Here is a 14,974-nt window from a genome sequence, read left to right as displayed (position 1 = left end):
TTTACAATAGCATAGTTTCTAATGCCATTATAAACATGTCAGTTTCATTACTTTTATTTTAAATGACCTATTTCTATGTCAACAATAATCTGAGAGATTTCTCCAGATCTACTAAATACTTTTTTACTCGCTTCTGAATCTAGTTTCAGTCCTTTTAAGACTGATTTACTACCATCGCTTTCTAATACTTCTAGCTTAGATTCATTAGAAATCCTATAAATTATAGGGACTTGACAGTAGGTAAAGCCTAGCATTTTTTCATTTAGTTGAATCTCTTTGAGTTCTTCATTTAACCCTACATACTTAAAAGATCTTGGCTTAGACAAAAATTCATCTTTACGCAGTAAACACGGATCGAAATACAACTTACCATCTGTAACAAAAACACCTAATTCTCCGAAACGACTTAACACGTCTTCCTTTACTTGTCCTGTCATTCCAGGTTGCTGCGCACCTTTACCCGAAGGTGTATGTGAATAAGGATCTGTTGGAAATGCTCCATACAAGGTTGGTGATTTATGCACTCCAATACCTTCGTTGATTTCATAATAATGTTCTAATAGCCTTCCAACAACTTCAGCGCTTTCGCCATCTTTGATTGCTTTTAAACAACATTCTTGAACTGCCAACTGTAATTTTGAAACCATGTGCCAATAAATTGAGCCTAACCCTTCATATCCATAGAATGTTCCTGAACGACCTGTAAAAGCTTTATGATTGAATACTTCTTCAAATATTTGTAGCATTTCGGTTTTATCATCTTCTGAAACCTTTTGAGCAAGACTATCTAAAGCTTCCGCTAGATCATTGGCATTTTTAAAATTTCCGTTAAAATGATAGTTTCCTCTAACGTCTTGTTCTACAATTTTGTGAAGTGATTCGGAAGAAATACTTTTTAACAAACTTGCATTTTCAATAGATTTCTGAGGAATAGTATTACGTTTTAAAAAACCAGGCAATTCTTTATTCGGGTATAATAAATAACTATATTGATCTGGGCGGAAAAGCTTACTATTCTTCATTGCATCTAAAGCTTTTAAAGCCTCATCAGAAGTTAAATATCCAGAACTTAAAGAAGCTACTTGTCCCTCTAGCATTTCGTCTAGATAAGAGATTGAGATTTCATTATGACTTTCTACGGTCATTAAATTATAGGCATGATATAAGTTATCTGCCCTCTTATTTGCTTTTATTGAGTGCTCTAGATATGCTAAACTCACCTCAACAAATTCCTTTAAAGAATCTAAACTTACTTGTTCTTTTCTTCCAGAAAAAGCGTTATCATAAATATGTAATCTATAATCACTAGCAGGTTGACCTAATCCATCTAAAACCGTTTTTCTTTGAGCATCTGAAAACTGACCAGACAATAAGTTCTTATGTGATTTTAAGGTATGTAAAACACTATTAAAAAAGCTTAACAACTCCTTAGAAACCTCTACTGTATCAATACTAGATTTTTCGAAAACTTCATTAAAAAACTTCAAAAAACGACGCATATAGTATAGGGTTACCATTGATACTCCATTTCCTACTAACGCGTTGTTTGCATCATTCCATTCAGGACGTTGTGTATTCATCCAAATTCCTCCTTCAGGAATGAAATTAGACATCTTTGCTAAAGTTGTAGCCAATATTTTCTCAACGAAATTTACCTTAATAATAAAGCGGTTTTCATCTCTTAACAATGCTCCATCCGCACCTAATTCATTACGTCCTCTTCTAATTTCTTCATCAGATTCCTCGTCGAAATCAATTGTATCCTTAGGATTTTTTAACAAATCAGTGTATGATTTTATTCGGTAAGGAACATTTGCGTAAACAAAATTATCTTTAGTAAATAGACTTTCTAATTTGTCTGGCTGATGATTTTCAACAAACTCTAAGAACTTTAACAAGTATATAATTTGGTGGTCTCCCCAATATCCAATATAACTCCAAGGATCGTCTGGTTCAATTGTTTCCCAATCAAAGCCATCTTTGGTAACTCTATATGGATTGTATCCATCGAAAGTAGTTGCATTTAAAAACTTATGAATCATACTTTCAATAAAATCTGGATATGAATGGACTAATGCTTCCCAGTTTTGGAAAATATCACGCCAGTTACCTTCATAATCCAAAATTTTAGAACCATCTTCATTTCTTGTATTAATTGAGAACTTATTCCAAGGTCTACTTGGATCCCCATGTCTTCTACTAAATTTTAATGGCATATACTCCAAACAAAGGCGACGGAAGTTAATATCTTCTGTTTCTGAAGCTATTTTCTTTAAAACAATTAATGAAAACTTTTCAGAAAGATTCTCTATGACATCTTCATTTTTACGAGCTACTTTTTTATTTGCTTTTTGTATATAATTCTGAAAATCGTATTTCTCGATGGTATAATTATCATCAAAAATACCTCCACGCATTATGTTGAATAATGTATTAGAAAAATGACGTGTGTCTCTTAACTGATCTGCTGTAACCTGAATAGCATCTGAAGAGGCATTCAAGCTTATTAATTTTTTGGTACCCGTAACAACATCATTGTATACTTTATCTTCTAAATCTCTATCCTTTAAGATACTTTCAGAAAGTTCAATAACATTGCTATGATCTTGATTTACATTGGCTATCAACATCCAACTTTCACCAGTATTTGGATGAAGTTCTAATGTTGTATTCACAAAATAGGCTCCTTTCTCTGCCTTTACGTCTTCCTCTTGATGTACTGTTTTCCCTTCTCTGAAGTTTTTTAACTGCAAAGAAGATAGAAGATATTTGACATTGTTCAAACCAATTGACCAAACGACATTCGCTTTTAGTGCTTCACTCGGTTCTGCCTTATCTACAATAATCGAACTTAAGGCGTAAATACCTAACCCTGTTGTTTTATCTAACTCACTTCTTTTATAAGCATCTACTAAATTACTACTCGCTCGTTGTAAATCACTTCCAACTCCGTAAGGAATAATATTTTGAACACCGTCTAAAATTTCAACATTAATTGTTTCTTCAGAGGTATTGACCAATTCACTCTTACGAACAAAGCCATAAATATCACTCGAATTCCATTGATACCTAAATACTAAATCTAAATCATGATTGATCTCTTCAAAAAGTATTTTATTTCCGTATTCATTCTTATAAAGATTCTGGGTTATTTCAAACTTACCTCTAAATCGCTCAGAAAACGGTTCCCAAATATGAAATTTATCGTGTTTATGAACCTGAAAGATTGATTTGCTTCCTGTTATCTCTGCGCTTTCCGTTATTTTATCATCTGTATAATATGGAAACAGAGAGAATTCTGAATTCTGCCGCCCAGCAGTTAATCCTCCATTACTAGAAATAAACATCCAATGATTTGATGCGCTTACTATACTCATAAAAAATGGGCGCATTTCATCACTATTCGAAATTTTGAAAAATTTTTCACCGTTAATCACGGTTTTTCCTAAAGAAACTTTTTTCATTACGTCTTTCTTTAAAGTAGAATTTATCATCTCTTATATTTTATCAATATTTGTCTTGTATTCTATTATGCATCAGACAATACACTCCCCATTAAAACACATCAATACTAAAAAAGTAAAGGCGTTTTAAATTCCATTATGGTCGTTGCCAAACTAAAATTCAAGAAAATGTTTTCTTATATAGAGTTCTAATACATTTATTAGGGTTTGGTTTAAAAAGACCAAGAAAAAACTTGGCCTTTTCTTAATAGTATGAGACTTAATTCCTGTTATTAAGACTGTATCTCATTCAACTGAAATAAGTTTTATTCAATACTTATATTATCTATATAATACGTTCCGTCTGAAGTAATATCACTATTGCTTTGATCGTTATCAGGTTTAATAACAAATTGGTTAGATACAGATCCAGGTGGTACACCAGGGAATGTAAATGTCAATTCTGTCCATTCATTTGCATTCGTAACTGTTGCAAATGCCCCTGCAGGTTGACCCGTTGCTGGATCTGTCTGAGGATTTAAAGCAGCTTCAAATCTAAAAACAACATTTGGTTTACTAGAATAAACTTGCACTTTTACTGTTGCTGAAGTTAAATCTGGGAAATTTGATGAATATATATTCTGAACACCAGCCCAAAACTCAGCTCCTGTATTTTTAACTACTTTCAATACTTTACTCGAAGTATTGATTCCTGTTGCTGAAGGATTATCAACAATTTCACTTGTTATTGTTCCAAATCTATCTCCATCTTTTGTATAATCATCTCCAGATTCAAAATCAGATAACGCATTGGTAGTTCCACCACCTCCTCCTCCAGAAGATTCTTTATAGAAATAAATATTGTCTAAGAAAATATCGCCATTTCCATCGAACTTCATTTGAATAACATCTGCTAAATCAACAGGAGAAAAATCTGTTAAAGGAATATCTATACTTGTCCAACCTGAAGTTGGTACTGTTAATGCTTTGGCAGTTTCAACTGGTCCAGAACTTATTATAAATGCATTTAAAGCTGTTGAATTAATTGTCCAATAATCAATATGTAAGTGCGTCATTCCAGAAACGTCTTGCGCACTACCAATTTGCATCCCTTGATAATTCAAACCAGCATATTTTAATGTATTATTTCCTGCAATATCTTCTTGGGTTACTACAGTTGCCTGCCCCCAGTTTGGATTAAAATCAGTTCCACTTACATTGGTATAAGCATCACTAAATAAAGAAACTACATCAGCAGCATCTCTTGTTGGAGGGGCTGGAGCTCCTTCTGTTGGTGCAGTTGGTGCTGCAGTTACTTCTACCGTTCTGCTAACTTCAGTTGCTGCATTTCCTGCTGCATCACTCACATTATAAGTAATTGTATAAGTTCCAACGGTATTTGTATCAACCGTATCTCCTGCTACTACAATATTGGCTGAAATATCTCCATCAACATTATCTGTTGCCGTAGCTCCTGGATCCGTAAAAGTACTACCCTCAACTACTGTCATTGAAGCATCACCATTCAAGGTAATCACTGGTGCTACAACATCTACTGTTTCCGTTTGCATAATATCGTCAAAATAAAATGCACCCGCTGCTGTTCCAGGACCATCTACAAACACAGTCATTCTATTATAACTAGCTGCAGAATCAAAAGTAAATATTAATTCTTCCCAACCAGTTCCTCCATGAGTAACTGCCATTTCAATAGCTGCCGCTGTTCCTTCTTCTAATTTTAGCAATACAGGAACTGATGTTTCGGCCCATACTTTCATTTTTATGGTTTTATCAGTCGTTAAATCTACAGATGCATCTAAGTCATAGAAAAAACCTTCCCAGTTAGCTCCACTATTCGTTAGTTTCCCTACTTTTGACGCCGTTGCATTTGCTCCCGAAATATCAGGGTTATCAACTACTTCAAACGCAGTTCCATTAAAAATAGAAACTTCATCATACTTTACATTCGCCTCATCAAAGCTTATAGGTAATCTTACTGGAACTGGGATATTGATATATACTTTATCTTCAAAAGTTTCTGACGCTCCAGAAGCATGAGTTGCTTTTAAGGTTACAGTATATTCACCAGTTTCATATGTTTTTGTCGGATCAATTTCAGTTGATGTATTTCCATCACCAAAATCCCACGAATATCTATCTGCATTTTCTGATGTATTGATAAATTTCACTAAACCAATTTCTTGGTTTACTGTATATGTAAAACCAGCTTTTACACTTGGTAAAACAGCATCTTCTTCTTCACACGCTGAAAAAGAAATGATCAACAAAAAGATCGATAATAACTTTATATTTTTTATAATTTGTTTCATGTTAATGTCTTTTAAAATTGGTTATTGTTTGTACACTCTTACGTAATCTATAAGCATACGCTGTGGAAAAACAGTACTAGCATCTGGTGCTCCAAGGAAATCTCCTCCTACTGCTAAATTGATGATGATGAAAAAAGGCTGATCAAAAACCCACTCTCCAGTTACATCTTCTCTTGTTATTTGGTTATATAACACATTATCTACATAATAATTCACGTAATCTGGTCCCCATTCAATTCCAAAAACATGAAAACCAGTATCGAACCTATCATTTTCGAGTGTATAACTTTTTGTAACAGATTCACCAGCTGAATACCCGGGACCATGCATACTCCCATGGATTACTGTAGGCTCTTGCCCTCTAAACTCCATAATGTCAAGCTCACCACATTGCGGCCATCCAACCGTATCAATATTTGATCCTAACAACCAAAATGCTGGCCATATTCCCTGACCATAAGGCATTTTAATTCTTGCTTCAAAACGACCATAAGTTTGATCAAATAAACCTTGTGTTTTAATTCTAGCAGAAGTATATCCAGAACCATTAAAATCTTCTTTCTCTGCTGAGATTATTAACACTCCATTTTGAACGGTAACATTCTTTTCATCATTGGTATAATACTGTAATTCATTATTACCCCATCCATTGGTACCTGTTCCGATATCGTATGTCCATTTTGAACTATCGGGCATTCCATCAGTATCAAAGTCATCTCCCATTACCAAATTTGTAAAAGTGGCTACAGTTTGCTCTTCACTATTGTTACATCCTAAAAAAGTGGTTAAAAGGATCAATAATGAATACTTAAAGACTCTGTTTTCTATTAATTTATGTATTCGATTCATATTTCTTGATTTAGCTTTGGATAGTTAGTTGTAGAAATAAATATTATCTACATAGAAATTCGTTAAATTAGTTCCCTCATTACTATAAATCAGTAAACCAAGTTTGTTCTTATTGGCTAGACTCAAATCAAAGTCGAGACTTGACCAATTCCCAGCGGATAATTGAGCACTGCTAATTGTGATATCCTGATTTGTATCATCTCCTCCTCCATCGGCTCCATCTGCACCGAAATCTCTAATCGTTATTTTTAACTGTGCACCAGCATCCAAAGTTCCAGGAATATAAATGTCAAAATGTACCTTTTGCATTGCACTAGCATCAACGGTAGGATTACTAAAACTAGTTCCGACAAAATTGAAATTGGTATAGTTTAAAATTTTATCCCCGTTAATATCAAAATCTTCAGATTGTGTTGTTTGGAATGGGGCCCAAAAGCCATTAAAATAATCAACTGGCACACTTGTATAGGCCTCACTGAAAATAGAAATCACCTGATTAGCTGGAACATTAGGTGCGGCTGGTAATTCAAAATCACCTAAAGAAGAGAGTGTTAAAGAACCCGCTGCTGCAACATTTCCTAAAGTTGCAGTAATTGTAGTTTCTCCAGCACCATGAACAGTAACCTCTCCTAATTCATTTACTGTTGCAACACTTTCATTCGAAGAGCTATACGTAAAATAAGATGGAGCTACCGCGAATGTTATATCTTCTCCTGATCCTAGATTGAATGTTTGAGTTCCAGAAATTTGAGAAACTATTCCGTTGAACGTTTGTCGTGTAATAGTTTCGCCATTCATAATAGCTGGTCTTGGTTGTGCTACAGTTCCTAATTTTTCAAACTTTAGTTCATCAATCCAGAAAGTATAACCTCCTTCATCATTTTCATTCTCCGCTCCTTCAGCATACCAAAACATTCCTTTTTCTTGATCCAACTTAGAAGGATCTGGAATAGGTATCACATACTTCGTCCAAACCGTTGATAACTGTAAATTTTCCACAGTTACTCTGTATTTATTATTGGTATCACCATCAATACCAAAACCTATTTCATTAATATCTGCTCCTTGAGAAGCCTTTGCCCAAAAGGTTAAGGCATCATACCCAGTTAAATCTCTAGGACCCAAACTTTGAAATGTAGCTCCTCCATATCCTACTCCAAACACAGGAATATCAAAACGCATTGAAGCAGTTCCTTGATATTTTACATCGCTATCCACAGAAAAAGCTTCTGCAAACGAACCTCCAAAAGGAAAATAATCCAATCCCCCTTCAAAATTATCAAGAAAAATATTTCCATTCGTTGGATAGGTTGCTAACTCAGCGTCCTCAGTAAGTCCTCGTTCACAACTTACTGTTGACAGTAAAATCAAACCTAAAAATAAGCTGATTTTAGCGTATATATATTTTTTAGTCTTCATCTTATTATTTTTATTTTCCTAAGTTGATATGAATATATGTTCTAATCTCCCACTCTGAACCGTTATCAAATCCAACTGGACTAATAATTGGTGATGTAGCAAATGGTAAAGCCTCATTTGGAGAATATCTTGGCGAATATTGATCTAATGAACGCCATGTACCTCTAATTCCTATTTTCGTACTTGGAAGTATAAACCAATCTTGTTTGCTTATCGAAGTAGAAACATCTAACATCAACTGCATCGGAAATGTTAAGTTAAAATCTCTATGATAATCAAAAGGTCCCCAATCGTCAACCTTTACCGAACCCATAAACTTCATTTTCTTATACAAAACTCTCAACTCAGTTCCGAAACGATCAATGGTTCTCTGGCTATCACCATTTGCTTGGCCATTTCCTGCATAAATATTTGCAATCAACCCTAAATCAGGATTCACTTTTGAAACAATGCGAGAATGTACCTCCCACAAGTCTTGTGCTGGTGTTGAATTTGGAAAAGCAAAAAATGTACGATTCGCTAAGAAACCAATATGTGCATCTTGTGTAGTTGGTAAATGTTTGTAAACAAAACCGAGGTTCATCGCAAATTTGGCATCTTCTGCTCTATCGTTGTCCCATTGATACATCCATGTTCCAGGAGTTGGATCGTAGGTAAATAAAATCTCACCAGCTGTTGTCTCTCTATTCGCTCTTACCACAAACGGATCATCAATTACGTTTCTTAATCTTCCTGTTCCTCCAACATCATTTGGCATTGCTGCTATTAATGGTTTTTGCCATAAAAAGTTAGGTGCTACTTGAAAATCTCCAGCCGTGTAAGTGAAACCAGACAAGAAATTAGTTTGGTTTCCACTACCATTATCTTTCAGCTTCCATCCAGTAAATGTTTGTGTTTGATCAGCACCTCCATTGGCTACTAAGCCCATGATAGCTCCTTGTGCATACCAGTTAAATCTTCCTTTTTGGAAAGTAATTTTCGCTTTACCTCCCCAGTTATCATTAGAGTTGATTTTATCAGTATATACTGTATAATTCCCTGGTGTTCCTCTAACATCTTGGAAAGAACTTCCATTTAAAGGACTTCCTGCCCAAATACCTCCAAGCGCAACTCCAACACTACCAAACTTCTTCTCAACAACAAGTGTTGCTCTTTCTGTTGGCCATGGCGGAATAACCCCACTTCGTACTTGATTTGCATCTAAAACTCTTCGTCCTGTAGCATCAAAATCTAATGTTGTATTTAAATCTCTATGGTAAATCCCTGTTACATCAAAACCAGCTAAGTGCTTACGATACTTTAAAAGAACCGTAGGGTTTGCTCCCCACCATAATTGAGGACCCGCCGCAACTTTTAATCCTTTCAAATGTCTCTTTCCATCGATTTCAACTCCAAAAGTCTCCCCTCCATAAATATCAAGATTAGGTCCGTAATTTGCTTCGGGATATAATCCAAAAAAATCACCTTCATAGCCCCAGTGGTAATGCCCTGTTCTATAGAACCCTCTTAAATCAAAATCTTTCGCATTCCATTTGAACTCTGCATTATAAATATTTAATCGATTTACATCTCCTAGAGTTACGTTACCATTTTCAGTATTTACATCCTGAACTGGACGTGCTCTGTTTTCATAAAATATTTCGTCAATTGGATTTTCAGCAACTTTACCTATAATATTAAAGTTTACTTTAGCGGTCATATTATCCGTCGGCTTTCCTTCAATTCCAACGAAATATGAATGCATATAATCGAACCCTAATTGATTAGGATACGCAATATTATCTGGATCAGCCGTTTCCGGAGTGGTTAATAAGGATCCTCCGGTATAAAACGTTGTATATTCAGCTCTTAATTGGCTTAACTTTATTTTTCCTCCTTGTTGAGCTTCTAAAGCTGCTTGATCTCCACGAGCTTTTAAAACAGCATCCATGATATTAATTCCTTTGAAATACTTATCGATATACTCCAAAGTAGTTTCTTTATCATAAGGATCCACTCTATGAGCATCTTTTAACGCATAATAGGCAGCACGAGGATATAATGTATATAATCCACGAGAGTTTGTAGGTCCTTTCGCACAAATACCAAACCACTCTTCATTCATATTATTTGAACCATTTTTAGTATCGTGGTAATATCCTCCATTACTCCAAGAAGCTCCTGTTTCATGAGTATCAGCATCTTTTCTTTTGTCGAAACCTAGTTTCCACCAACCATCACTAAATTGGAACGTGAATCCACCAATTGAGTTTCCTGCTTTACCTAAACCAGCTGCATTTTCGTAGATTTCTTCCCAATTACGAAGATTATAATGTGCCTGCCAGTACTGATCTTCTTTTGCTTCTAAAGCATTGTAAGCATCTGCACCGAACTCGGTAAACATTAAAGCCATATCCAACTTTTTACTTACTACATCGAAAAAGTCTCCAAACGATTCTCCTCGATACGTATTTGCCCCATAGATATCAACATCTTTACATTCTTCTGCAATGATATCAATAAACAAGACATCTCCATTACAAATAGCTACCGGGTGATTTGGATCAATGGCTTTCATTTTTTTCGCCACTTCGTTCATTAAACGATACATTGGACGACCTCTGTTTTCACCAACAGCTTTCTTTTTCTCTTCTTCATCAGGGAAATCCTCAGTTTCTGCACCTTGCCAGAACAGTCCATAGTTATTCTCGTTCCCCATCATATACATTAAAATACCCGGTGTATTTTTATAATCATTCACTAGTTTTAGCATTTCACCAACTAATAATTCTTGTGTCCGAGCATCCGAATAATCAGTAACAGGTGTCCAAACACCATCGATGGTTAATCCGTAACGACCGAATTGGTGATTTAACAAGGTATAGATTCCATACTTTTCATAGATATACTTTACCCATTTCTGAGGAACACCGATATATTGACGAACTACATTAACATTCATGTTCTTTAACAAGCCCATTTCAGCATCTAATCCAGCTTTTACGATGTCATCTGATTGATTATAAAAATTAGCATTAACTACGTTGGTACCAATAGGAACATAATCCCAATTCATACCATTCATCATTAATGGTTTTCCGTCCACCATTAATCGCATTCCATCCTTACCTTTTTCAACGACTACTTTGTTTTGTGAGAAAGCAATCATTGAGAAAAACAAAAATGTAAGTATTAGAAAGTGTTTATTCATAATAGATTGTATTTAAAGCGTTGATATTGTTCCCCTTAGTTTTCGAAGATGTTGTAAATCTACATACTGAAAGCAGTAAATCCTCAAAAAAAACCTACACAAAAAACATACAACACAATAAAAAACGCATTAAACGTTTCAAATTCTCAAAAACTACCCGTATTTATTGAGAGTATAATAATCCACCTCAACAACCTCGAAACATGGTAAAAACGAATTTGTATAGTTAATGTTTGGGTAAAAAGAGGTTTTGTATGGTTTTAAATGGGGTATTTTAATGTGACTTCACAGCTTTTTAACATTAAAAACACCACAACATAGCTTTATTTTAACATATAACTCCTAGAATTGGAGATTGGACAATAAATATATTCTTCCAATTTTTATTGTTTTAAAATGTTTCAACAGTTATGTTTTATGAGAATTGTAACTTCAAAAAATATGAAACCCACAACTTTCGTTGTGGATTTAGATTAACACGAACTATTTTTAATTTCAAAACTGCTTAACCATACTTCTTATACGAAAGGATTTTTGCTAGAATTGTGTTAAACCTAGCCTCTTTATAATGCAAAAACAATTCACATATAAAAAAAAGGGGGAGATGTTTTGAAACATCTCCCCCTTTTTTTATTTTTTTATCAATTACTTACTATTCATACTCAAAAGTACCATAGTCACTTTTTATGGTTAGCTTTTTCGTTTCAGAAGCTTCTACTCTACCAATAATTTGTGCATCTACATTAAATGACTTTGAAATTGCAATGATATCTTCAGCTATTTCAGGTGACACATACAACTCCATTCTATGTCCACAGTTAAATACTTGATACATTTCTTTCCAATCTGTTTTTGATTGTTCTTGTATCAATTTAAATAATGGTGGAATTTCAAACATATTATCTTTAATAACATGATTCTTATCGGTAAAATGTAAAATCTTTGTTTGAGCCCCTCCAGAACAGTGGATCATTCCATGAACTTTATCCGATTTATAAGTAGATACTATCTTTTTAATTATCGGAGCATACGTTCTTGTTGGAGACAATACCAATTTACCTGCATCAATAGGTGAATTTTCTACTTCATCAGTTAACTTGGTATTTCCTGAGTATACCAAATCAGAAGGTACAGATGCATCAAAGCTCTCTGGGTATTTTTCTGCTAAATATTTATGAAAAACATCATGGCGAGCAGAAGTTAAACCATTACTTCCCATTCCTCCATTGTATTCTTTTTCATAACTCGCTTGACCGAATGAAGCCAAACCAACAATAACGTCTCCAGCTTGGATATTTGCATTGTCAATTACATCTTCTCTCTTCATTCTAGCCGTTACAGTAGAATCCACGATAATGGTTCGCACTAAATCACCAACATCCGCTGTTTCTCCTCCTGTAGAATGAATAGTTACTCCAAAATCTTTTAATTCATTAATTAATTCCTCAGTTCCATTAATGATAGCAGAAATAACTTCTCCTGGAATTAAGTTTTTGTTTCTACCAATTGTAGAAGAAAGCATTATATTATCTGTAGCACCAACACACAAAAGATCATCAATATTCATTATTAATGCATCTTGAGCAATACCTTTCCATACTGAAACATCTCCAGTTTCTTTCCAATACATATATGCTAACGAACTTTTTGTACCAGCTCCATCGGCATGCATTATCAAACAATAGTCTTCATCATTAGACAAATAATCAGGAACAATTTTACAAAATGCCTTTGGAAACAATCCTTTATCTATGTTCTTAATAGCATTGTGTACATCTTCTTTTGACGCAGATACTCCACGCTGTGCATATCGTTTAGATACTTCTTGACTCATGTGTTGTTGTTTTGTAGGCGCGAAATTACTTCAAAACAGGAAACTTTCAAAGAGAATACTACTTATTATTATTACTCACACCATTATTCTCTTAAAAACAATTAACACCTGACTATAAACAACTTACAAAACTCAGGTAAAACCAGTAGTTAAACAACTAATGGTTTTCCCTGATATAAAATTCAGGGTTTTCCCTTATTGCTCAGTTCATTTTTCTTGCTCATCTTTGTAATGTCTTAAGAGACGTCTTAAGATTTTTCTTTTTCATAGCAATTTTCCCACTCAATCTTTTGAGTGGGTTTTTTATTTCAACTAAGTAGTTCCCCTGAAGTCAGACCGAAAATTATATCTACCTGATTTTAAGTGTTTTTCCCCGTTTTTTATTCCAATTTTTCATCTTATATTTGAGTAATATTTGTTACGGGAATCTCAAATATTAATACATTCTAAAAAATGTATCACTTGCTATTTTAGAATAGAAAAAGAAACTCCTTTATTGGAGTTTTTTTATTTATATAAACAAAATATTGCTCATGTGATTTCTTTCACAAAACTTAACTTTTTATTATTTTTGTATAGCGTTATTTAGTCTAACCATACTAAATAAGTAATTTAAGGGGAAACATCCTACTCATTACCTTGAGTAGGATTCCTCTTTTATAGGGGTTTCCTCATTCAACTCCGTTATTCTACTTATTTCTATTTAGGGATATCACCTATTGCAAGCAATTTTTAATCTACTTATTTTTAATACATTAATATAACAAAAAATCAAAATCTCTTATTTGATTTCCCCTAAATTATTGATTTCTACACTAAGAATGCTCTGATTGGAGCATTCTATTTTTTATTCCATTTTAAAAAATATGAGCCTAACTGTTTAGATTCATTTCTCGAGCCCATAATCCATTGAAAATTTCAAAGAGTCAAAATCAAAAAGTAGTTTTCATCATATTACCTAACTAAATTGCAAAAACTCTCAAAAAGCATAGTCGGGAGTTTTTTCTATAGTTAATGATTATAACCTAGTCTTGAATGCCTTTGACTTGACAAAAAATTTTCCGATGCAAACATAAAAACACCTAATTAAAAACCATCGTATTTAGAAAAAAACAGATTATTACTAATTTTTTTCTAAAACTAGCATGTATAATTTTCGAGCGATTTTTTTCTCTAGAATTGACAAAAAACAAACAAAAAACATTGATTTTTCGGACCTTAATAAAAAAGAGCAACTATTTGTCGTATTTGAGACATCAACGGTGAAATACCTTAACAAAAAGGCGAAAATAAAAAAACGCTAACTTTTTTCTCATCGTATCTTTGAAGTGGTTAAAGCAAATGATTAAAGTTTGGTTAGTTTTCACTTAAGCTTATCGAGTTCTCAAACTCGGTAAGTTTTTTTTTTGCTTTTAACTTAAAACAAAGTGCTTCTTCGTTCATATAGTATTGTATCCTTCCAAGCCCCATCTAATTGAGCAATTTTTTCTCTTCGCCCTATTAATCTAAATCCATTCTTTTCATGAAGCTTCATACTTCCTACATTCTCAGGAAACAAACTTGAATATAATGTCCATATATTATTTTCTTCTGAAGAGCTAATAAGTTTTTCCATTAAAATGGTTCCAATTCCTTTTCCTAAATGAGATAAAGCTATATAAATACTTACTTCGGCCACTCCTCTATATTCAAAACGAGTAGACACTGGAGCAAGCGCGCACCAACCAACTACTTTGGAGTTAATCACAGCAACAAAACGCGAATGATTATGATGCCCATTATCCCAATCAATCCAACTTGGCACCACTGTCCTAAACGTAGCCTTTTTCGTTTCAATTCCTTCTTGATAGATTCTAGCCACTTCTTCCCAATGATTAAATGTTAGTTTTTCAATAAGAACTTTCATACG

Annotated in this window: 7 protein-coding genes; all 7 read right to left on the bottom strand. The window is 33.9% G+C overall.

Translation table 11 applies throughout. From position 1 onward, the window contains the following. Positions 1–53: 53 nt before the first annotated feature. Entirely contained in the window at positions 54–3,494 is a 3,441-nt protein-coding gene (locus ACKTTV_RS14920; RefSeq protein ID WP_408031659.1) for a hypothetical protein, read from the bottom strand. A gap of 275 nt (positions 3,495–3,769) precedes the next feature. After that, positions 3,770–5,773 carry an immunoglobulin-like domain-containing protein gene (locus tag ACKTTV_RS14915; RefSeq protein WP_408031658.1) on the bottom strand — a complete coding sequence of 668 codons (2,004 nt, stop codon included), beginning with the start codon at positions 5,771–5,773 and terminating at the stop codon, positions 3,770–3,772. 21 nt (positions 5,774–5,794) lie between these two features. Continuing rightward, complete coding sequence (locus tag ACKTTV_RS14910; RefSeq protein WP_408031657.1) at positions 5,795–6,622, bottom strand: glycoside hydrolase family 16 protein; 828 nt, start codon at positions 6,620–6,622, stop codon at positions 5,795–5,797. 24 nt (positions 6,623–6,646) lie between these two features. Continuing rightward, the gene (locus ACKTTV_RS14905; RefSeq protein ID WP_408031656.1) at positions 6,647–8,041 is read right to left on the bottom strand and encodes an Ig-like domain-containing protein; all 1,395 of its coding nucleotides are present in this window, start codon (positions 8,039–8,041) and stop codon (positions 6,647–6,649) included. A gap of 10 nt (positions 8,042–8,051) precedes the next feature. Then, entirely contained in the window at positions 8,052–11,231 is a 3,180-nt protein-coding gene (locus ACKTTV_RS14900; RefSeq protein WP_408031655.1) for a glycoside hydrolase family 2 protein, read from the bottom strand. Between the two features lie 652 nt (positions 11,232–11,883). After that, a complete protein-coding gene (locus ACKTTV_RS14895) occupies positions 11,884–13,065 on the bottom strand; it encodes an AIR synthase related protein (protein ID WP_408031654.1) in 1,182 nt (393 codons plus the stop codon). Between the two features lie 1,417 nt (positions 13,066–14,482). Then, positions 14,483–14,971, bottom strand: a complete 489-nt coding sequence (locus tag ACKTTV_RS14890; RefSeq protein WP_408031653.1) for a GNAT family N-acetyltransferase — start codon at positions 14,969–14,971, stop codon at positions 14,483–14,485. Positions 14,972–14,974 lie beyond the last annotated feature (3 nt).

Origin of the sequence: Tenacibaculum xiamenense (genome assembly GCF_964513065.1) — a bacterium.
In the GTDB taxonomy this organism is placed as follows: Bacteria; Bacteroidota; Bacteroidia; order Flavobacteriales; family Flavobacteriaceae; genus Polaribacter; species Polaribacter xiamenense.
This window is presented reverse-complemented; position numbering and strand designations above follow the sequence as displayed.